Source organism: Nostoc sp. DSM 114159 (assembly GCF_053470285.1).
Genome location: NZ_JBPFEH010000001.1, coordinates 3,083,940 through 3,105,683 on the forward strand (window position 1 = coordinate 3,083,940; position 21,744 = coordinate 3,105,683).

13 protein-coding genes and 1 pseudogene are annotated in these 21,744 nt (G+C 43.9%); 6 read left to right on the plus strand and 8 right to left on the minus strand.

The window, feature by feature from the left end; genetic code table 11:
- Positions 1 to 99: 99 nt before the first annotated feature.
- From rpmB to metH, 4 genes are all read right to left on the minus strand, one after another.
- On the minus strand, positions 100 to 336 hold the full coding sequence (rpmB, locus tag ACR5KR_RS12675; protein WP_322708983.1) for a 50S ribosomal protein L28: 237 nt from the start codon (positions 334 to 336) through the stop codon (positions 100 to 102).
- A gap of 171 nt (positions 337 to 507) precedes the next feature.
- Positions 508 to 2,493: a molecular chaperone HtpG gene (gene htpG / locus ACR5KR_RS12680; RefSeq protein WP_448266764.1), complete on the minus strand. Its 1,986-nt coding sequence runs from the start codon at positions 2,491 to 2,493 to the stop codon at positions 508 to 510.
- 222 nt (positions 2,494 to 2,715) lie between these two features.
- Positions 2,716 to 3,357: a class I SAM-dependent methyltransferase gene (locus tag ACR5KR_RS12685; RefSeq protein ID WP_420758441.1), complete on the minus strand. Its 642-nt coding sequence runs from the start codon at positions 3,355 to 3,357 to the stop codon at positions 2,716 to 2,718.
- A 483-nt stretch (positions 3,358 to 3,840) separates the two neighbouring features.
- Positions 3,841 to 7,365, minus strand: coding sequence for a methionine synthase (gene metH, locus ACR5KR_RS12690; protein ID WP_448266765.1), 3,525 nt, complete (start codon positions 7,363 to 7,365; stop codon positions 3,841 to 3,843).
- Positions 7,366 to 8,026: 661 nt separating this feature from the next.
- Between metH and ACR5KR_RS12695 the strand changes: the two genes are divergently transcribed.
- The 4 genes and pseudogenes from ACR5KR_RS12695 to ACR5KR_RS12710 form a co-directional block, all read left to right on the plus strand.
- Entirely contained in the window at positions 8,027 to 8,656 is a 630-nt protein-coding gene (locus tag ACR5KR_RS12695; protein ID WP_445626226.1) for a DUF4126 domain-containing protein, read from the plus strand.
- Positions 8,657 to 9,165: 509 nt separating this feature from the next.
- Positions 9,166 to 10,095 (plus strand): leucine-rich repeat domain-containing protein, encoded by a 930-nt coding sequence (locus ACR5KR_RS12700; RefSeq protein WP_448266766.1) that lies wholly within the window; start codon positions 9,166 to 9,168, stop codon positions 10,093 to 10,095.
- A 294-nt stretch (positions 10,096 to 10,389) separates the two neighbouring features.
- Entirely contained in the window at positions 10,390 to 11,268 is an 879-nt protein-coding gene (locus ACR5KR_RS12705) for an N-acetylmuramoyl-L-alanine amidase (RefSeq protein ID WP_448266767.1), read from the plus strand.
- Between the two features lie 124 nt (positions 11,269 to 11,392).
- Positions 11,393 to 12,640: pseudogene (locus ACR5KR_RS12710) on the plus strand (FAD-dependent hydroxylase); the annotation flags it as partial.
- A gap of 236 nt (positions 12,641 to 12,876) precedes the next feature.
- Here ACR5KR_RS12710 and ACR5KR_RS12715 read toward each other — a convergent pair.
- Positions 12,877 to 14,403, minus strand: coding sequence for a site-2 protease family protein (locus ACR5KR_RS12715; protein ID WP_445632122.1), 1,527 nt, complete (start codon positions 14,401 to 14,403; stop codon positions 12,877 to 12,879).
- A 194-nt stretch (positions 14,404 to 14,597) separates the two neighbouring features.
- On the opposite strand from ACR5KR_RS12715, the gene ACR5KR_RS12720 reads away from it, so the two are divergent.
- Entirely contained in the window at positions 14,598 to 15,329 is a 732-nt protein-coding gene (locus tag ACR5KR_RS12720; protein WP_448266768.1) for an MBL fold metallo-hydrolase, read from the plus strand.
- Positions 15,330 to 15,649: 320 nt separating this feature from the next.
- Here ACR5KR_RS12720 and dnaG read toward each other — a convergent pair whose 3' ends face one another.
- Entirely contained in the window at positions 15,650 to 17,629 is a 1,980-nt protein-coding gene (dnaG, locus tag ACR5KR_RS12725; protein ID WP_448266769.1) for a DNA primase, read from the minus strand.
- 320 nt (positions 17,630 to 17,949) lie between these two features.
- Between dnaG and tftA the strand changes: the two genes are divergently transcribed.
- Positions 17,950 to 19,302 (plus strand): hormogonium tapered terminus morphoprotein TftA, encoded by a 1,353-nt coding sequence (gene tftA / locus ACR5KR_RS12730; RefSeq protein ID WP_448266770.1) that lies wholly within the window; start codon positions 17,950 to 17,952, stop codon positions 19,300 to 19,302.
- A gap of 104 nt (positions 19,303 to 19,406) precedes the next feature.
- On the opposite strand, the gene ACR5KR_RS12735 is transcribed toward tftA, so the two are convergent.
- A complete protein-coding gene (locus ACR5KR_RS12735) occupies positions 19,407 to 20,507 on the minus strand; it encodes an LLM class flavin-dependent oxidoreductase (protein WP_448266771.1) in 1,101 nt (366 codons plus the stop codon).
- Positions 20,508 to 20,655: 148 nt separating this feature from the next.
- Complete coding sequence (locus ACR5KR_RS12740) at positions 20,656 to 21,435, minus strand: class II aldolase/adducin family protein (protein ID WP_445626218.1); 780 nt, start codon at positions 21,433 to 21,435, stop codon at positions 20,656 to 20,658.
- Positions 21,436 to 21,744: the final 309 nt, after the last annotated feature.

Here is a 21,744-nt window from a genome sequence, read left to right on the forward strand (position 1 = left end):
CCAGACGGTTGAGGACACCCGTCCCACAAGAAAATTTATTACAACATTTAAGGCTTGCCACGCTACTACAAAAGTTTCAGGTTATGAAATCCAGATTACTTAGTAATGATTTAGGTTAATGCCAGCTTTTTTTGCCATTGCTTCTAACCCATTAATTTGTAGGGTTTTAATTGCTTTGGTAGACAACTTTAGTCTTACCCAGCGATTTCCAGCTTCCCACCAAACCCGCTTGTCTTGCAAATTAGCGTGCTGAAGGCGTTTAGTACGGCGGTGGGAGTGGGAAACAGAATAAGCGTTATTTGCCTTCTTACCAGTTAGTTCACAGCGACGGGACATAGCTACTATCTCCAGATTGTTATTTTAATAGAGCCTTTCCATTTTAGGTCTTAGGCAGCAGAAGTGGAGAGATGAGGGCAGGGAGCAGGGGGCAGGGGGCAGGGAGCAGGGGAAGCAGGGGAGAAATAACTCCTAACTCCTAATTCCTAACTCCTAACTTCCCACTCAGCACTATTTACTCGCTTGTTCCGTCAGCTTAGTGAGTACCTCATTCGATCGCTCGACGAAGGATTTCATTCCCTCAGCGTCAAATCCTTTCTGAGACATCAGCGCTAAATCGTAAACGTGTTGGCAAATCAAGTTGACTAACTGATCTGTAGACGATTCACCGTTACTTTGAATGATACTACCTTGGTTCAAATTAGCCAGATTTTGAATCAGTGGGTGAGCAGTATTCACCAGTAAAATGTGATCTTCGGGAAACTCTGCTGACTGCTGCTGCATCATGGCGTTCATTTCCCGCAGGCGGCGGAGAATTTCTGGTAAAAGCACGATCGCAGGTGGTGTTCCTTGAGGATCGTCTGATTTCAAAGCTTCGGTACGGATGTTGAGTTTGGGTTTGTTGAGGGATTTCTCAAATAATTCTTTGATTGTCTCACTGCGAGTTTTATTCGTCTTGGGATCGACAATTTCCTTATCTTTATCTTGTTCTAGCAGAGTATTATCTAAATCTGAGTCTACCCGCGTAAACTTGACATCCTGATATTCCCGCTCTAGGAAGTTGATAAAGTGAGTGTCGATGAAGGAGTCCATAAACAGGACTTCCAAGCCTTGATTTTTGTGCAATTCTATGTATGTAGATTGGGTTGCTTCATCGGTGCTGTAGAAAACTCGGTTTTCGTGGCGTTCTTTGTTGCGTTCTAGATACTCTTTCAGCGTAGTATAGGGAGCGCTGGGTGCTGAGTCAGAACTGGATGAAGGAGTGACATCTTGCCAAGCATCGCCGTCTGAAGATTGGACTTCAACCACTGGCGTTTCAGCAGCAGGTTTTTCTGTCAACTTGGCGGTGGTGCGGAAGACGATGATATCTTCGATTTGTTTTTTGAATTTCTCGTCGTTGAGAACGCCGAATTTGACGAAAGTACCAAGATCCTTCCAGGCGCTGATGTATTGTTCGCGGTTATCGCGGAAAAGTTCTTTGAGGCGATCGCCTACTTTTTTGGCAATGTAATCACCAATTCGCTTCACGGTGCGATCGCCTTGCAAGGCACTCCGCGATACGTTCAAGGGAATATCGGTACTATCAATCACACCCCGCATCGGCATCAGAAACTGCGGGATAATTTCTTCGCAGTTGTCGCTGACAAAAACTTGATTGCAAAATAGCTTGATCTGCCCTTTGGTAACATCTACATCCGGTCGCATTTTCGGGAAATACAGAATCCCGTTGATGATGAAGGGATAGTCTGTATTTAGATGTACCCATAACAAAGGTTCTTCCTGAAAAGGATACAGGTAGCGGTAAAACTCTAAATAATCTTCTTTAGTTAGGTTATTTGGAGACTCTCGCCACGGTGCTTTTTGCTTATTTATTACTTCGCCATCTAGTTTAATCGGGACTGGCAAAAAGTCGCAGTATGTCTTGACAAGATTTTTAATTCGTGCTGATTCGAGAAATTCCTCTTCTTCTCCTTCTAGGCTGAGAGTAATAGTAGTACCGCGAGTTGTCCGAGAAGATTCTTCGAGAGTGAAAGCTGGGGAACCATCGCAAGTCCAGTGAACCGCCTGTGCCCCTTCTTGATAGGATAGGGTATCAATTTCTACCTTTTGCGCCACCATGAAGGAAGAGTAGAAACCAAGACCGAAGTGACCGATTATCGGTTGGTCTGATTTGCCTTCATATTTATGAATAAATTCTTCCGCACTAGAGAAGGCAACTTGATTGATATATTTCTTAACTTCATCTGCGGTCATTCCGATACCGTTATCGGAGATGGATAGAGTTTTCTTATCTTTGTCAATGGCGATTTCAATTTCTGGTTCGCCGATGTCACCAGCATAATCGCCGGCGCGGGATACCATTTTTAGCTTTTGGATGGCGTCTACAGCGTTGGATACCAGTTCCCGTAAGAAGATTTGGTGGTCTGAGTAAAGCGACTTCTTAATGATCGGGAAAATATTCTCAGTATGAATACTGATAGTGCCTTGTTCTAGCATAATTGGTAATTTTCGATGTTAGTATCTGAAATGATGATAGTAGGTAATACAACCTAGCCCTCTGCTTTCCAGGATAAACCCGGAGAACACAGAAGGGCATGATACCAATTAGGATTTTAAAAGCATAGCTTAGGCGATCGCACCTTTTTTGAGCATTGTTTGCCGCCATTTTCTGATTCGGATTCCCCTACTTCCGACTCGCCACTCCCCACAGATTGCTGTTTAAGTATTACTAGAATTCTTTTCCAGCACCAAAAAATAATGGTATGGATAAGTAGGATCGATAAATTCTTGCTTAACAGTTAACCCAGCTTTGGCAACAGAGTTTAAAATCCGCGTTTTCGGATAACCTTTCAAACCCATTTCCCAGCAGTGTTCGTCACAGACTGGCGTTGTACTCCAGAATTTGGGGACATTGAATAGTAAATGCCTTGGTCTACCTGAGAAAGAGGTTTTCACCTGAAACGAGAGGTATTGAGTGCAATAGGGAATCGAAATCACCAAAAATTTCTTGGTTGCAATAGCAAGTTTTCTCAATGCTTCTTCTGACTGTTCGTAGGGGAAGTGTTCCAGAACTTGAAACAGGACAATCGCATCAAATTTATCTTTTGGTAATGAAAAATCTGTAGTCAAATCCAAAATGATTTCTGGTTTGAGGCTGGGGTCAACATCAGCAGTGGAGACGTTGTATCCATTATTCTTCAAGATGTCTGTTAGCAGAGAATTAAAAATCCCAATTTCCAGAACGTTTTTTACCTGATTACCCAGCGAAAAAATTAGACGCAACTGGTGATGGTAACTGATGAGGCGATTTTTTGATAAATATTCTGAATTTCTAATATCTAAGGAGGTGATGAGTTGCATAAAACTTGCCTACCTAAGCTGAGAGATTAATAAATTTGGTGGGTATACAACTACAGGATTCCCGGAACAATCATCAAAGTAACAGTACCTTGTTTCGTTTGTATACACTACATCTCCTAGATGGCTACGGTGTACACACATCTTGGTAATGAAGGCCAAACTCTGGATTTACCCCCCTTAATCCCCCCTTGTAAAGGGGGGAAATATTTGGTTCTCCCATTTGCTAAGGGAGGAAATATTCGGTTCTCCCCTTTGCTAAGGGAGAAAATATTCGGTTCTCCCCTTTGCTAAGGGAGGAAATATTCGGTTCTCCCCTTTGCTAAGGGGGGAAATATCCGGTTCTCCCCCTTAGCAAGGGGGAGTTAGAGGGGGTGAGAAGGACTTGTATGCACACCCTAGCCTAGAAGGAGAGAGTCCTTAAAAGGGGATCTTTAAGGGTAAAATATCACTAACATCAAGCGTATTGAGTTAACGAGTAGGATTCTACGCGCTAAAGTATTTCGCTAACGGGTGATAGGTAATAATCGCAGTGGTAGACTGTTCTGGATAAAGTTGTTCGCTTTCATCCATATACAAGTTAATCCTGTCAGTCTGCAATAACTCCAGTTGCTTGTATTGGTCTTGGATGTTTGGACAAGCTGGATAACCAAAACTATACCGCGAACCACGATAGCGTTGTGCCAATATATCCCGAATATTGTCGGGTTCTTCAGCAGCAAAGCCTAACTCCCGGCGAATTCTAGCGTGTGTCCATTCAGCTACAGCCTCAGCCACCTGCACTGCCATGCCGTGGAAATACAGATAATCGGTGTATTGATTGGCAGCAAACAGCTTTTGAGCGAACTCTGTGGCAATTTCCCCTACAGTTACCGCCTGCATCGGGAAGACATCAATAATTCCCGATTCTTTTGGTGCAAAGAAATCTGCTATGCACAGCCGCCTTAATGACTTCTGTCTGGGAAACTCGAAAGTTGCAATCTGTTGTGATTGGTTCTCTGAGTCATATATATGTAGAGAATTCCCCTCGGCTTGACAAGGGAAATACCCGTAAATCACTTGGGGATGCAACAGATTTTCTTCAATAATTCGCTGTTTCCAACTTTCTAAAACTGGGTACACTTTCTCAGCCAAGAAAGCCTGATATTCTTCCTTAGATTGTTCCTTTGGTTTGCGGAATTGCCATTGTCCAGCAATTAAAGCTTGTAAATCTAAATGCCAGAATATTTCCTCGATGGGAATATCACTCGGCTGCAATAATTTCGTTCCCCAGAAAGGCGGTGTGGGACGTTCAATATCTATCGCCACAGCATCAGAACGCCGCGTATCTACTTCTTTTGGTTCAGCAGATGTTTCTTCAGCAGTCTTAGCTTTTGCTTCTTTGTGACCATTAGTCGATTCAGCCGTTTCGACTTCATTCAAAAATCCTTGCAAATCTTCCCAGTTACCAGTAGCCTTTGCTGGCATTAATTTATCCATGAAGTGCAAGTCTGAAAAAGCATCTTTGCCATAAACAACTTTACCTTTATAGGTATTTTGGCAATCTTCATAGACAAACTTGGGAGTCAATGCTGCACCACCTAATATCACGGGGACACTAATTCCCTTTTCGTTGAATACCTCCAAGTTCTCTTTCATAAAGGCGGTGGATTTTACCAGCAAACCACTCATGGCTATACAATCAGCTTTGTGCTGTTCGTAAGCGTTGATAATGTTTTCTACTGGCTGCTTAATTCCCAGGTTAATCACTTTGTAGCCGTTGTTGGACAAGATGATATCTACCAAGTTTTTACCAATGTCATGGACATCGCCTTTGACTGTGGCAATGATAAAGGTTCCTTTGGCATTGTTACCTGATTCGGATTTTTCCATGAACGGTTCGAGAAACGCTACCGCCGCTTTCATGGTTTCTGCTGATTGCAAGACGAAGGGTAGCTGCATTTGTCCAGAACCGAATAATTCCCCGACAACTTTCATCCCATCTAGCAGGAAGGTGTTGATAATTTCCAAGGGGGGATATTCTTCTAAGGCTTTTTTGAGATGTTCTTCTAAGCCAATGCGTTCGCCGTCGATGATATGACGCTTGAGACGTTCTGGGATAGGGAGACTTTCATCTAAAGAGCGATCGCGCTTAGTTGTCACCCCAGCAAATACTGTGGTAAGCTCTCCCAAGGGATCGTAAACGCAAACATCACCCTCAAACTTCCGCTCATCATAAATCAACTGACGACAAATTTCTTGATGGCGTTCGTCAATCTTCGAGAGCGGTAAAATTTTGTTAGCGCTGACAATGGCTGCATCCATTCCCGCCGTCGTCGCCTCGTGCAAAAACACCGAGTTCAGCACCATCCGCGCTGCTGGATTCAAACCAAAGGAAATATTGGAAACACCCAAAATCACATGACATCCAGGCAATTCTTGATGAATCCGCCGAATCGCTTCAATTGTGGCTTTACCGTTTTCTCGGTCTTCTTCAATTCCGGTGGAAATGGGTAACGCTAGGGTATCAAAGAATATTTCTGTGGGTGGTATGCCATATTCTACAGCTTGACGGTATGCACGTTGGGCGATCGCAAACTTTTTCTCGGCTGTCCGTGCCATCCCGTCTTCATCAATAGTACCAATGACTACACCAGCACCGTACTTTTTCGCTAACTCCAGCACCTTCAAAAAGCGCGGTTCCCCATCTTCGTAGTTGGTGGAGTTCAGCAAACACTTACCACCGGCAATCTTTAAACCCGCCTCCATCTTTTCCCATTCGGTGGAGTCAAGCATTAAAGGTAATGTCACATTATTAACAATGCGCGAAACTAATTCGTGCATATCTCGCACGCCGTCGCGTCCGACATAATCGACGTTAACATCAAGGATGTGTGCGCCTTCTTTGACTTGCGCCCTCGCCATTGACACCAGTCCATCCCAATCTTCGGCATTAAGCAAATCGCGGCACTTCTTGGAACCACTGGCGTTGAGACGTTCGCCAACAATCAAGAAAGAATTATCTTGCTCGTAAGGCTGAGTAGTGTAAATTGATGCTGCTGCTGGTTCTAAACTTGGCTGTCTAACTTTTGGCTTCAAACCTTTAGCGACTTCTGCCAATTGTTGAATGTGTTCTGGACGCGTCCCACAGCAACCCCCAATCACTTGGACACCCAAATCTTCAACAAAATGCATCAGCGCCATCCGTAATTCCAACGGTGTCAGGCGGTAGTGCGCTTGACCGCCAACGTTTTCAGGTAAACCCGCGTTGGGAATACAAGAAACTATAAAAGGTGAATGTTCTGATAGATACTTGATATGTGGTTTCATCAAGTCTGGGCCAGTGGCACAATTTAGACCGAGAATGTCAATTGGGTAAGGTTCCAAAATTGTCAGCACAGCACTGATTTCTGAACCTACCAACATTGTGCCCATGCTTTCCATTGTCACAGACACCATCAACGGACGGCGATCGCCTTTTTTGGCAAACACTTCTTCAATGGCATTCAGCGCCGCTTTAATTTGCAGCACATCTTGGCAAGTTTCTACCAAAAATAAATCAACACCACCATCCCACAGCGCCTCTGCTTGTTCGACAAAAGTTGCTTTCATGGTGTCAAAGTCAATATGTCCCAAGGTAGGAAGTTTCGTTGTCGGGCCGATGGAACCTGCCACAAACCGGGGTTTTTCTGGCGTGGAAAATTCCGCAGCCACACGCTTGGCTAATTCTGCGGCTGTCTTGCTGAGGTAATAGGCTTGGTCTGCCAAGTCATATTCTGCCAGCACCAGAGACGTGCTGCCAAAGGTATCGGTTTCAATGACATCTGCACCAGCAGCGAGGAAGTCGCGGTGAACCTTAGCGACAGCTTCCGGTTTCGTGTGGACTAAATATTCATTACAACCTTCATACTGCGGGCCGCCGAAGTCTTCAGCAGTCAGGTTTTGGGTTTGTAAGTTGGTTCCCATCGCCCCGTCGAAGACGAGGACTGGGCTATCTGGACTACGCAGGCGTTCAAGGAAAGAATGAGTCATATTTTCCTAGAATAAATGAGGATATCAAGTGAGTCATGTGATACTCGACTTACTTTATTATTTTCCAAGATTGTGATATTTTCGGCATCCTTTTAATAAAGTCTGTTTTGCTGAAACTTACTATTCGCTCATTTTGGCCTGATTTCTCAAGGTTGGCGAGGAAAGAATTATGCAAAAGCTGTCAAGGAATAATTGACGAGTCCATTCTTTGTAGAGACGGCGATTTATCGCGTCTCTCTAACGTGTCAGTCTTTTAGACGCGATAAATCGCGTCTCTACATGAGGGGTTTCTGACTTATCCCAAGCGTATTGGGATAAAACTGGTGACTTGTGTGTACACCGTAGCCAAAGCATCGGCGGGTAGGGTGTAATGACTGTGGTTAGCATAACTAATTATGCGGACATGATATTACTCTAGAGGTCGCTGGCTCACAAACAAAGCCCTGAAAATGTTGGGTTGATGAACGAAACGCAACCTACATTGGAGTTATTTTTTAGGCAAAACTTACGCAGTATTGACATAGGTAGGGTTTCACTGATTCTACACATAGTCAGATGAAATATTTTCATCAAGTTTCTTATCTTGGGATTACAGCTGAGAGTTGTTACTCCGTTCAGCTCAAAGATGCAAAAAACACAGGAGTATAACTTGAGTCCTACTATGGATCTAAATTCTTTGTTCAATCTCAATACATTTATTGAATTATTACTGGGGATTAGTTTGAGCGCGGCGGCTGGCTTTCGAGTATTTGTACCACTGCTAGCATTGAGTGTGGCTTCAGTTTTTGGACATTTAGATTTGCCGACTAACTTTGATTGGGTGGAAACACCTCAAGCTGTAATTGTATTTGCAGTCGCTTGTTCCCTAGAAATTATCGGTTATTACATTCCTTGGTTGGATCATCTGCTGGATATTGTAGCCACTCCTGCGGCATTTATCGCCGGGACAATCGTCACAGCATCTGTTGCTCCAGAGATGAATCCACTGGTGCAATGGACGTTAGCTTTAGTTGCTGGTGGTGGAACCGCAGGATTAACTCAGGGATTAACGAATTTATTGCGGATAAGTTCTACTGGCGTTTCCGGTGGATTAACCAATCCAGTTGTGTCAACCATTGAATTGCTCGTTGCCATCGGACTTTCTGTGCTGGCGCTAGCTTTACCAGTGGTAGCAGGAACGATCGTGATTGGTTTTCTAATAATAGCTATTCAAAGAATTTGGAATTTCTTCTTGAATAAACCATCTTCTCAAACTAATGAAACCGTCTCTCCATCAAGAGAATTGGGGTAAGTAGTTATGGATTTGTTTTATAGGTGCCGCAGCTACGCCCGTCGTAGACATCCTTATTATAAGGCGATCGCAGTTTTCGGGTGTGTTAGCGCGAAAGCGTAGCGCACCCTTTGAACTCCATTAATGAGTCTTTTATACTCGCGGACGAGTCTTTGATACTCGTGGACGAGTCTTTGATACTCGTGGACGAGTCTTTGATACTCGCGGACGAGTCTTTGATACTCGTGGACGAGTCTTTGATACTCGTGGACGAGTCTTTGATATTCGCGGACGAGTCTTTGATATTCGCGGACGAGTCTTTTATACTTGTGAGCGAGTCTTTGATACTCATGAATAAGTGAATGTTATTGCAAGGGTAGCGATGTCTACGACGGGCGTAGCTGCGGCACCCTACTAATTTAAACATTACAGCCGTTTTTATGGACATGAACACACAAATCCAATCTGTAATGCTTAGTTACGATATACTACTTGAGTAAATATCGCTACAGAGTTGGTGAGATTTGCTGATGACAAACGAAGAACTGTTGCAAATTATTGAAAAAGCTGCCAGGGAAAAAGCAACGCATCTAGACCTCGATAACAATCAACTCAGCAGCCTGCCGCAAGAAATCAGCCAACTCTCCAACTTGACTCACCTATACCTCGATAAAAATCAACTTAGCAGTCTGCCACCAGAAATCAGCCAACTCTCCAACTTGACTCACCTATACCTCGATAAAAATCAACTCAGCAGCCTCCCGCCAGAAATCAGCCAACTCTCCAACTTGACTGAGCTATCCCTTGAGAACAATCAACTTAGCAGTCTACCGCCAGGAATCAGCCAACTCTCCAACTTGACTGAGCTATCCCTCTCTGGTAATGAATTCAGCAGCCTGCCGCCAGGAATCAGCCAACTCTACAACTTGACATGGCTAAACCTCGATAACAATCAACTCAGCAACCTGCCGCCAGAATTTAGCCAACTTTCTAACTTGACTGAGCTATTCCTCTGTGGTAACCAATTCAGCAGCCTACCGCCAGAAATCAGCCAACTTTCTAACTTGACTGAGCTATTCCTCTCTGGTAATCAACTCAGCAGCCTACCGCCAGAAATCAGCCAACTCTCAAACTTGACATGGCTAGACCTCTCTTGTAATCAACTTAGCAGTCTACCGCCAGAAATCAGCCAACTCTCAAACTTGGAATGGCTAGACCTCTCTGGCAATCAACTCAGCAGTCTACCGCCAGAAATCAGCCAACTCTCAAACTTAATATGGCTAGACCTCTCTTACAATCAACTCAGCAGCCTGCCGCTAGAAATCTGTCGACTCTCCAACTTGACTGAGCTATCCGTAAATAATAATCCACAATTAAAATCGCCGCCGCCTGAAATTGTTGAGCAGGGAACGGAGGTAATTTTGACCTATCTTCGAGCCAGGTTAGAAGCTAAAGGATAATATTTTTCTAAACTGCTAGTAGTTGGTGAAGAGGATGTGGGTAAAACATCATTAAGAGCGCTACACGATGAAGACTTTCACACCCACGAATCCACTACCCACGGCATTGAAATTAAATAGCTTTTAACAGCACCATTGCAGGGATTATCAAGGTATATTTGACTAGAATTAAGGTATTATAGCGATTATTATTTGGATACCATAAGCGGTAGTGGTTTACAGAAGTGCGCCTCTACAACTGACACGCCAGTTTAGCTATAAATTAATATCTACGGTTTTACGGGTATTAGAAAAATGAAGTTTACAGACTGGGTGACTAGAGTACTACTAATCTGGCTAATGTTCGCCACTCTAACTGTAGTACTGCTAATTGGACGAGCAACAAAATTACACAACAATCCGACAATATCCCGTACATCCAATCCACAGGTTACAACTTTCAGTAAATATCCCCAGGCGCAATTTCAATCAGCCAAAGAGCCAGAGAAGAAATTTCAAAATGTTATCAAGTCCCCAGTCAAGACTAACCAGCCTGTAGCAAGGTACATAACCACTCAAGCTTTTGCACAGTACAGACCTAATTATCAAGTTGCTTCAGTCGATCCAAGTAACTATGGTGAACGTTACACCCAAGATGTTAACGGCATTCCTGTCAACAATCAACCAATTATCGTCATCCATGAAACTGGTTATTCTGCTTCTAGCGCCATTAATTTCTTTCAAGTAGCCCATAGCGATGAAGGTGTGCAAGCAAGTTACCACGCCTTAATCAAGTTAGACGGCACAGTGGTTTATCTAGTACCGCCAGACAAGCGGGCTTTTGGTGCAGCTAACTCTGTGTTTGATGGTTCGCAGGGAGTGGAAACTGTACAGACTAATCCGACTTTACCCGCGTCTGTGAATAATTTTGCTTATCACGTCTCTTTGGAAACACCACCAGATAGTTATGACAGTAATAGTCAACAAACCCATAGCGGCTATACGGAAGCTCAATATCATTCTCTTGCTTGGTTAATTGCTCAAAGTCAAGTCCCAGACGATCGCATCACTACGCATCATTTAGTAGATCGTTCTGGTAAAAAAGTTGACCCGATAAATTTTGATGGTCCTAAATTTCTCAGCTTGCTTAATACTTATCGTCAGATTAGACCAGTCTATCGAGTCAGCAAATAATTCGTAAAGACGCGAAAATTCGCCTCTCTACAAGGGTTATGGATACAATTTTGAATTGTTAACTTGCTCAAGAAGGCGCGATCGCGTCAAAATAAGAGTTAAAACGCTGTAATCTAACTTAACAATGACCATAACGCAGCTTGAGCAAATTTCCCCTCAACTAACACCGCCAAATGAGCAAGGATATGAATATGATTTGGTAATTGTCGGCGGTGGGATTATTGGATTAACTCTAGCCTCTGCTTTAAAAGATTCTGGTTTGAGTATCTTGCTGATTGAGGCGAAAGTAGCATCTGCGGCGGTAGCCAAAGGACAAGCTTATGCAGTTCATCAGCTTTCGTCGCTAATTTATCAAGGAATTGGCGTTTGGGACAAAATGTTGCCGCAAATCGCTAAATATTGCCGAGTCCGTCTTTCGGATGCCGATTATCCCGATGTAGTGGAATTTACCACAGATGATATAAATACCCCAGAGTTGGGTTATGTGGCGGAACACCAAGCTTTGTTGCAGCCATTGCAAGATTTCGTCCAAAATTGCCCCAACGTGACTTATTTGTGTCCGGCGGAAGTGGTAAATACGCAATACCAGCAGAATATAGTCACCATCGAGATAAAAATTGCCGATCGCCTAAAGACAGTCAAGAGCAAATTAGTTGTAGCCGCAGATGGATCGCGATCGCCAATTCGGCAAGCTGCTGGCATCAAAACTTCGGGCTGGAAGTATTGGCAATCTTGCATTGTGGCATTTGTCAAACCAGAAAAACCCCACAATAACACCGCTTACGAAAGATTTTGGTCTAGCGGCCCCCTTGCGATTTTACCTTTACCGGGAAACCGTTGCCGCATTGTCTGGACAGCCCCCCACGAAGAAGCAAAAGCTTTATGTGCTTTAAATGATGAGGAATTTTTGGCAGAACTCAGCCGCCGCTATGGCGATCAAATGGGCAAACTGGAATTACTCGGCGATCGCTTTGTTTTTCAGGTACAACTTATGCAAAGCGATCGCTACGTTCTCCCGCGACTGGCATTAATTGGTGATGCGGCGCACAATTGCCATCCCGTCGGCGGACAAGGTTTAAATTTGGGCATTCGGGATGCAGCAGCTTTGGCGCAAGTAATTCAAGCAGCGCACAAAACGGGTAAAGATATTGGTGACATTCAGATTCTCAAAGGTTATGAACGCTGGCGCAAGCTAGAGAATCTGACAATTTTAGGTTTCACCGATTTGTTAGATCGGATGTTCTCTAATAATTTCTTCCCTGTGGTGGTGGTTCGTCGTTTGGGTTTATGGTTTTTGCAGCGAGTACCTGTATTAAAAGTATTTATGCTGAAATTGATGATTGGCTTAAAGGGACGGACTCCAGAATTAGCATGGAAGAGGACAAGGGGACAAGGGGGACAAGGGGGACAAGGGGGACAAGGGGACAAGGGGGACAAGGAGACAAGGGGACAAGGGGAAAACCTCATAGACAAATCTATGGGCTGCTGAGAGATAACGATCGCGATCTTTGATACAGCCAATTTCAGGGGAAGTAAAGTACACAACGATTCGCCTCAAATCCAGGTATAAAGCCTGTTTTACTTCAGAATTCTGACTCCTGAATCTTTTTAAATTTGCAAAAAGTTAGCGATCGCCTGTGGTAATGGCAGAATAATTACAATCAACAAAGCCATTGCCAGTAACCCCCAAACGTCACGTTTGTTATCCAATTCAGTGACATCATTCAGTGCAGGTTCATCAATCAACGGCATAAATAATAAGATAATCGCCCACACCAAAAATTCTTCCCTAACTAAAGAAAGTAATAGCAACAACACGCGAGCAATTTGACCAATTACGATCGCAGTTCGTTGTCCAAACATCGCATGGATAATGTGACCTCCATCTAATTGTCCCACAGGCATTAAATTTAACGCTGTGACAACTAGTCCTAAAAAACCTGCTACTGCAACTGGATGCAGATCGAGGGCTGATTTTGCCGTTAACTGACTTCCCAAAGCTAACTTCGAGAGTATAGCCAGTAAAATTGAATACTTGGGATTGAGCGCATCAGGATTTAAAAGTCGGGTTTTTTCAGTCAGGGAAACTATATCAGAATGAGCCAAACCCCATATTAGTAGTGGCAAGGTGACAACAAAACCTGCAATTGGCCCAGCGATACTAATATCAAATAAAGCTTTGCGGTTGGGAATAGGACTACGCATCTGAATAAATGCGCCAAAAGTTCCCAAAAAGAAAGGTACGGGAATAAAGTAAGGCAATGTCGAGCGAATCTTGTAAAATTTAGCTGTTAAATAATGCCCAAGTTCGTGAGTGCCCAAAATAGCCATCAGTCCTAAAGCATAAGGCAATCCCTTGAATAGGACATCTGGGTTAGATAGAAGTTTGAACAAAGATCCAATTTGCCAGATAGGCGGCAGAGTCACACCAGCATTTTGCACTCCCACCAAGGTAGTAGTGATCAAAGTAGCTACTAGCAGCATCAGCGCTAATCCTGGTCGAGTTAATCGTTCTTGGTTGCGTCGTGGTGTATCTGTCTGTTTAGCAGCAGCTTGAGTATTGGGAACAAGGACAAAGAAAGGTTTGCCATTAAAGCCTTCTTGAAAAATCAGCAAGAAGCGATCGCCAAATTGTGCTTCAATATTAGTTTTAATCTGCTGGTAAGCGTTGCTGGCTTTAGTTCGCAACTGACCCCGGCAAATCACAGATTGGGGTCGATACTCAATATTTTGAATGTAATATACAGACCAAGGAAAACAATTTCGTAGTTGGGTTTCTTCCGTTGGTTCAATGGGACGCACTATTGGTTCTGGGGTAGGCTGGATAGTCGGTTGTGATTCTGAGGCTGGGGTTTGGGCTTCGTCAGTCTGTGTATCTCTTGGTACTTGACGCCCCCATTGAAACAACACCCAGTACAAGACTGTGCAGAAAAATACCGACCAGAGGATCAGCTCTGGCGGTGGAGGTTGTTTCGCTCCGTAGATTAGCGTCCATCCACTCAACAGAAATGCTGGTGTCATTAAAACCAGCCACAACAACCATACTGGTGTGCGGGTAATGAGAGCAACGCTGCGCTGCACCATTAGATAAGTAGCAAGCCCCAGCAGGAGGATAAACAGAAACCAAAATGCCATGTTCTCTTCAGTAATTTTGACAAAACGCCCCACCAGTAGCTTCAGCACCATAGCATTAACTACAAGGCAGACCTCAAATCTCAATTTTTTTTCACAACGGTTAACAGTGCTGGTTAACGCTCAAGTTGCAATTCTTGAGAATTTCCGCACTGTCATCAAATTGTCCACAACTCCTCAGTTTCGGTTCTTTGATTATGTGCCCTTTACCTCAACAGCCAAGTCATACAACTAAGCCACCACGGGCTGTCTTCCCTAACGAAGTATTCAGCGGAGGTTCTCTGCAATCGGACTTCGCACAAGAGAGCATTTTTGCCTTTCCACCCAATCGGGACACATTAGGGGGAACCTCTTATTTTATTGTAAGAAATGAAGGCAATATCCTCATAGATTGCCCTGCACTAGAAAAAACAAATCAAGATTTTTTAGCAGCGCATGGAGGCGTGCGTTGGTTATTTCTCACCCATCGCGGTGCTATTGGCAAGACTGCTGAATTTCAGCAAGCTTTTGGCTGCGAGGTGCTGATTCAAGAGCAAGAAGCGTATTTATTACCAGGCTTAACCGTAACTACCTTTAGACAAGAATTTACTCTTGATGCAGCTATGCAAGTGATTTGGACACCAGGGCATTCTCCTGGCTCATCTTGTCTCTACTACAGCGAATTTGGGGGTATATTATTTTCTGGTCGCCATTTACTCCCTAATCAGCACGGTCAACCAGTACCATTACGGACAGCTAAAACCTTTCACTGGCCAAGGCAAATTCAGAGCATTCGATTATTGTTAGAACGTTTTACACCAGAAACTCTCCAGTATATTTGTCCTGGAGCTAATACAGGCTTTCTTAGAGGTAAGCGAGTTATAGATCGAGCTTATCAACACCTCGCCTCTCTGGATTTACCAGGTTTGCTGGGGATACAACCACTTTAGAGGTCAATACGGTTCAGATAAGCATTTTGAACTCAAAATAGGGTTTGGGGAAAAGGGAAATGGGTAAGGGTTAAAGGTTTTTTATTCCCCTTTCCCCTTTAACCGAACCGTATTGCTTTAGAGGTAGCTTGACAAGAGGCAGAAGCCCACTTTAAATATATTCCCAGCCTGGAGGCTGGGAACAAGACGACACAAGCCTTTGGGCTTTTATTAGTGCCCACCTTTACCCTTTAACTTTTAACCTTTTCCCCACAATGCCAAGAAGTCTACTGAACTATCTTGAGGTCTAATCAAGATTTAGGTTGAGCGTGAGTGCAAGCCTACAAAAGCTCGGTGATGGAAAATAACCGTTGTCGGTCTATTTGTTGAAGCTTGATTTTTTCAGCGTAGAAAGCCTGATAATAATATTCATAGCGCTCTGGTTCCGCTTCTGGATCGGTTTGTTGCCATAGTTCCAAAAAGTGACGATAGCGTTTTTCAAGCATCACTAAATCCATACAAGCGATCGCAGCTTGAACTACTTGCCCAGTCCGCAGTATTTCTTTTTGGTTTTTTTCATCCACATGAAATAAATGAGAAATTAACCCGATTTCGCTGTCAAATTCTAAGAACCGATCTTGCAGGCGGGAAATTAAATTTGGTAAAGACGCAAAGTTTTTCGTCTCTCCATCATCGGATGAAATTTCTAAAATCTGTTGCCATAAAAATCGGTGGTGGGAAAGACTAAATTGCAAATCTCGCTTCTCTAGTTCGTCAACAATCATTTGACGCTGTTCGGGACAATGCAAGTAAATTCGCAATAATAATGCCTCTGCATGTTCTAAAAGACTGCGTTCTGTCGGGAGTGAGGAGTTGGGACTTGTACTGAGCGACGCCGAAGTAATGGACAGTGGGGATTTGCCACCTCCCCATGCTTTCTTCGCTAACACAGGCTTAGAATATGTCGCCGCAACCGGAGCAATTTGAGTTAACAGATTTTCGACTCTTAGGGGTATAAGTCTGGTATTTCCTAAACTGAGTATTTCTGCACAGTAAGAAACGTAATAGTTGCGTGTATCGCTGTTAGCGATATTTTTAAGTAATTTGACTATTTGCTGAGTTACTTGCTGAAAATCAGTAGCCTGTTTTAAATCACGGTCTTGAATAATCTGCTGAATCTGCCAGTCTAGCCAAAGTGGCGCATTTTTTAGCAGTTCTCCATAATCTTCTGGAGTGTGGCTATGCAAATATTCATCAGCATCTTTGCCATCGGGTAAATTGAGAATTTTTAGCTGAACTTCGCCCTTGTATGCCAGTTCGGCAATTTCACCAATCGCTCGTTCTGCGGCATTGGTTCCAGCTTTATCAGCATCAAAGTTGAGTACTAATTGTTTCGATTCGGTGTAGCGTAATATTAACCGGACTTGTTCTAAGCTTAAAGCTGTACCGAGTGAGGCTACGGCATTATTAATACCAGCAGCGTGGAGAGCGATCGCATCAAAATATCCCTCTACCACCACGGCTCGATCGAGTTTAGAAATACCATCTTTGGCTCGATCGAGGGCGAATAAGGTTTTACCTTTACTAAAAAGTTCGGTTTCGGGTGAATTCAGATATTTAGGCTGTTCATCAGTCAAAGTTCTGCCACCAAAGGCAATAACACGCCCTTGGACATCACGGATGGGAATCATCAAGCGATCGCGAAATACATCATAATACCCACCACCTTCCCGGCGTGGCTTAATCAATCCCGCTTTTTCCAGTATTTGCACTGGATAATGTTTATCATCCACTAAATAACGATAAAGAGTTTCCCAACCTGCGGGGGCATAACCTAAACCAAATTGCTGTATAGTTTCTTCTTTGAGTTGGCGGTTAGATTGCAAATATTGAAGTGCCTTTTGTCCTTGGGATTGTCTCAAGGCGTGTTGATAAAACTGTGCTGAAGAAGCGAGAACTTCATACAACTGCTCGCGCAAAGATAGCTGACGCTGTAATTCTTGACGTTGTTCGGGTTCAAGAGTTTGCACGGGTACTTGGTAACGCCGTGCTAAATCCAGCACCACATCAGCAAAAGAACGCTTTCCCAACTCCATGACAAACTTAATGGCATTTCCCCCAGCTTGACAGCCAAAGCAATAATACATTTGCTTGGTTTGACTAACGGTGAAACTGGGAGATTTCTCATCATGGAAGGGGCATAAACCGACAAAATCCTTTCCTCGTTTGCGTAAAACTACGTATTCCGAGACGACATCTACAATATCAGCCCGTAGTTTAACTTCCTCAATTGTGTCTGGGTGCAAGCGGGGGATTTGCATATATTAGTCGTTAGTCACTTGTACTGAGCGTAGTCGAAGTATTGGTCATTAGTCATTAGACCTCTTGCAAAAGTTACTTTTGCAAGAGGCGGGAAAAGGAGAAAGGTCAAAGGGGAAAGGTTTTTTTATTCCTTTTCCCTTTCCCCCTTACCCTTTTCACTACTTCTGCAAGAAGTCTATTAGTCATTGGGCATTAACTTTGAAAAAAGGACAAAGGACAAAGGACAAATGACTTCTGATAGCTATTATATTCTTGTTGCTAGACCAAGAATGATGTATAGAATTGCTTAGACTTAATTTTATCAGAGGAAATACTGAAAATGGGGCGTATTTTTATATCAGCGGCTCATGGAGGCAAAGAAGCGGGAGGAATAGATTGGGGTGCGATCGCAGGTGGTACAACTGAAGCAAAAGAAATGATTTTGCTGCGGGATTTGATTGTCACGGAACTGAGGGCGCGGAGTTTGGAAATTTTAGCGGTTCCTGATGACTTGAGCGCCGCCCAAACTATCTCTTGGATCAATTCCCGCGGCCGTCGGGGTGATGTCGCCCTAGAAATTGCAGCTAATGCGGCTAACAGTCCTTCTGTGCGTGGGGCTAGCGTTTTCTACATAGCTAATAATAGCGATCGCAAGAGTAATGCCGAACAATTGCTGGTGGGGTTATTACGCCGCGTACCCCAATTACCGAATCGGGGAGTCAAGCCAGATACAGATAGTGGATTGGGTAGTTTAGCATTCTGTCGTCAGACAACGCTGCCAGCTTTGGTGATGCAAGTGGGGTTTCTCAGCAATCCAGAGGATCGGGCTTTGCTGCAAACTCGTCGCCGCGATTTTGCTTTAGGAATTGTCGATGGATTGGTGACTTGGAGTCGTGTAATTGACCCCACTCCCGGAACTCCAGCTGAAGCAAATTATCCACCGATTAATATTAATATTAATGGACAAAGTTACACCGAGCAAGGAATTTTAGTTAATGGGAATGCTTACATCCCTATTGATTTAGTAGACCTTCTCCGAATTGACCTTTCAAAAGCGGCTAATGTCAATCGCATTACCTATCACAAAGTAGTTTATGTCAAAGCAATCGAACTCCGAGATTTTAATATTGCAGTTAATTGGGATGCGGCGACGCGTACTGTTAGCTTGCGCTCGAATTTGGTGGTTTGCCCTGGTCAATTTTCGCGCGTAATGTCGAACGGTAATACTTCCGAAGTCCAGTTACAATTATTCCTGAGAAATAATAATGAAAATGCGATAACAAAGTTTCCTGATATCCCCAAACTTTATCGCGAAGAAGCAGGTATAGAGGGAGTGAACTATGATATTGCCTTTTGCCAAATGTGTGTAGAAACGGGATTTTTACGGTTTGGTGGTGATATTAAACCTGAGCAAAATAACTTTGCAGGCTTAGGTGCGATCGGTGGCGGTTCGGAGGCTGCGTCTTTCCCAAGTGCAAGAATTGGAGTTAGAGCGCACGTTCAACATTTGAAAGCTTACGCTAGTTTAGAACCTTTGGTACAGGAAGTAGTAGATCCCAGGTTTCGTTTTGTCACACGCGGGATTGCGCCATTAATCGATCAGCTATCAGGGCGATGGTCAGCAGATTTAGATTATGGTACAAAGATTTCAGCAATGCTTAAACGATTATATGAATCAGCAGGACTTCTTTAAGTATTGAGTAAATTATTCCAAGTAGGTTAGCGTCAAAATTTGTAGTTGGAATCAAGCAAGAAGCAAGAGGGTTTTAGCCTAGTTTATCTTTGTTTACCGGGGTATTAACTCCTTACTCCAACTGTTTGCCGTTCTCGTCGTGCGACTTCTGCACGTACTAAAGGTATAACATCACGCCCATAAGCGATCGCATCCTCTAAAGGATCAAAGCCCCGGATTAACAAGGTAGTCACACCTGCATCGTAATAATCAACCAAAGCCTCTGCTACTTGTTCTGGTGTACCCACTAGAGCAGTAGTGTTACCTGCCGCACCAGTAGCTGCGGCGATCGGTGTCCATAAACGCTTATCATAAATCTCATTTTTGGCAGCAAAATCTAGCAGACGTTGCGATCCTACCGCCTGGGGTCTAGCTGGGGCAGCTAATTTTGCGCCTCCTCGCAACTCTTGAATTCGTGCTAAAATACTATGTGCTTTCTCCCAAGCCTCTTGTTCTGTAGCACCAAGAATCGGTCGCAGAGAGACACTGAAGCGAATGGAGCGATCGGGTGGTAAGGCAGCACGTACCTCTGCAATTCGTTCTTTAACTGCGGCAATTGGCTCACCCCACAAAGCATAGACATTACTGTGTTTGGCTCCTACCTGTACGGCTGGGCCAGATGCACCACCAAAGTAAAGCGGGATATAGGGCTTTTGCAGCGGCTTGATCGCAGAGAAAGCATCCTTGATGCGGTAAAATTCACCTTCGTAATCAAAGGGAGTGTCGCTTGTCCAGACGCGACGAACAATTTCTAAATATTCATCGGTGCGACGGTAACGGCTGTCATGATCTAGCCAGTCACCATCTTTTTGTTGGTCAACATCACTACCACCAGTAATAATATGTATTGCAATCCGACCGTTGGTAAAATGGTCAAGGGTAGCTGCCTTGCGAGCTGCCAGAGTTGGTGCGACAAAACCCGGACGATGAGCAATTAAAAAGCCCAATCGTTCGGTTGCTGAAGCAGCAAAACTTGCAACAGTCAAACCATCAGGGCTACTAGAACTATAGCCAATCAATACTTTGTCAAAGCCTCCTTCTTCATGAGCTTTGGCAAATTCACGAACATAAGCTGGATCGATGATGTCATCGCCCAGACCACCTGATGCACTATTTAATTCCGAAGTCCGTTTTGTCCGAATCAATCCAATAAATTCAATGGGCATAATTAATTCTCCTAAAAATGTTGGCGAGCAGGGGAGACAAGGGGGACAAGGGGGACAAGGGGCAATTATTCAACAACTCTCTCGCTTATCTCCCCCCTCTTCCTTGTCTACCTTGTCTCTTCTCAATGCCCAATGCCCCATTCCCTAATCAATCAAACAAATCTGGTTGGTCGTGGGTAATTTCATCCCATAAATACTGGAATCCACCCCAGCCTGCTTGGTGAGTACCACCGCGTTGTTGGATCTTTAAGGCGATGTCGTGGTCAATCAGGATGGGTTTTCCTACGGCTTCTGCTAGCAATTGCGCTTTAGCAGTATCCTCTAACCTGATGTACCACCAAGCTGCTTCATCCACACTATGCCCTACGGTCAATATTCCGTGGTTGCGTAAAATCGCCGCTTTGCTCTTGCCTAGTGCCTGAGCAATGCGTTTTCCTTCGCTTGTCTCTAAAACAATGCCTGTAAAATCATCAAATAGAGCATGATCTTGGTAAAAAGCACAGGAATCTTGGGTAATCGGATCGAGCAACCTACCCAAAGATGACCAAGTTTTACCATAGAAAGAATGGGCGTGAGCCGCTGCAATGACATCGGGGCGGGCTTCGTGGATTTGAGAGTGAATGGCAAATGCTGCTTGACTAACTTTGCCTTCACCTTGGACTACCTGACCTTCACTATTCACTAATATCAGGTCTGATACCCGAATGCGACTGAAGTGTATCCCAAAGGGATTTACCCAAAAATGATCGGTAAGTTCGGGATCGCGGGCAGTGATGTGTCCTGCCAATCCTTGAGCAAAACCCAAACGCGCAAATACCCGAAAGGCTGCTGCCAAGCGTTCTTGACGATGGCGACGCTCTGATTCAATAGAAACAAAAGTCGGTGGTTGAAAGGGATTGCTGGGGCGGACGAGAGAAGTTTGCACCATAATTTCCAACTCCTACGTATGGATTAAGTAGACCTATGCTGCATCACTGCTGCTGAAAGCCTCAAGGTTTATCGATAAACACTGCTTCACCATTAAATTAGCGATCGCAATAAAGGATTATGGCTCGGTGGGCGATGCCTACGGCGGTAAACTACGCAGTTTTTATCGCTGCAAATACGTATCATTTCATTTAATTCAGTATAAAATATTATAAATAATTTTTGGCTGATAGCCATGAATACCTTACTATTTACGGTTTTTAAACTACCTAGTGAAAACAAATTTCTTAACTAGAGTAATGATACTATC

What these genes read in the sequence shown, in the direction of transcription:
- rpmB (WP_322708983.1), bottom strand. Translation starts at nt 336, where the DNA reads ATGTCCCGTCGCTGTGAACTAACTGGTAAGAAGGCAAATAACGCTTAT.
- htpG (WP_448266764.1), bottom strand. Translation starts at nt 2,493, where the DNA reads ATGCTAGAACAAGGCACTATCAGTATTCATACTGAGAATATTTTCCCG.
- ACR5KR_RS12685 (WP_420758441.1), bottom strand. Translation starts at nt 3,357, where the DNA reads ATGCAACTCATCACCTCCTTAGATATTAGAAATTCAGAATATTTATCA.
- metH (WP_448266765.1), bottom strand. Translation starts at nt 7,365, where the DNA reads ATGACTCATTCTTTCCTTGAACGCCTGCGTAGTCCAGATAGCCCAGTC.
- ACR5KR_RS12695 (WP_445626226.1), top strand. Translation starts at nt 8,027, where the DNA reads ATGGATCTAAATTCTTTGTTCAATCTCAATACATTTATTGAATTATTA.
- ACR5KR_RS12700 (WP_448266766.1), top strand. Translation starts at nt 9,166, where the DNA reads ATGACAAACGAAGAACTGTTGCAAATTATTGAAAAAGCTGCCAGGGAA.
- ACR5KR_RS12705 (WP_448266767.1), top strand. Translation starts at nt 10,390, where the DNA reads ATGAAGTTTACAGACTGGGTGACTAGAGTACTACTAATCTGGCTAATG.
- ACR5KR_RS12715 (WP_445632122.1), bottom strand. Translation starts at nt 14,403, where the DNA reads ATGGCATTTTGGTTTCTGTTTATCCTCCTGCTGGGGCTTGCTACTTAT.
- ACR5KR_RS12720 (WP_448266768.1), top strand. Translation starts at nt 14,598, where the DNA reads ATGTGCCCTTTACCTCAACAGCCAAGTCATACAACTAAGCCACCACGG.
- dnaG (WP_448266769.1), bottom strand. Translation starts at nt 17,629, where the DNA reads ATGCAAATCCCCCGCTTGCACCCAGACACAATTGAGGAAGTTAAACTA.
- tftA (WP_448266770.1), top strand. Translation starts at nt 17,950, where the DNA reads ATGGGGCGTATTTTTATATCAGCGGCTCATGGAGGCAAAGAAGCGGGA.
- ACR5KR_RS12735 (WP_448266771.1), bottom strand. Translation starts at nt 20,507, where the DNA reads ATGCCCATTGAATTTATTGGATTGATTCGGACAAAACGGACTTCGGAA.
- ACR5KR_RS12740 (WP_445626218.1), bottom strand. Translation starts at nt 21,435, where the DNA reads ATGGTGCAAACTTCTCTCGTCCGCCCCAGCAATCCCTTTCAACCACCG.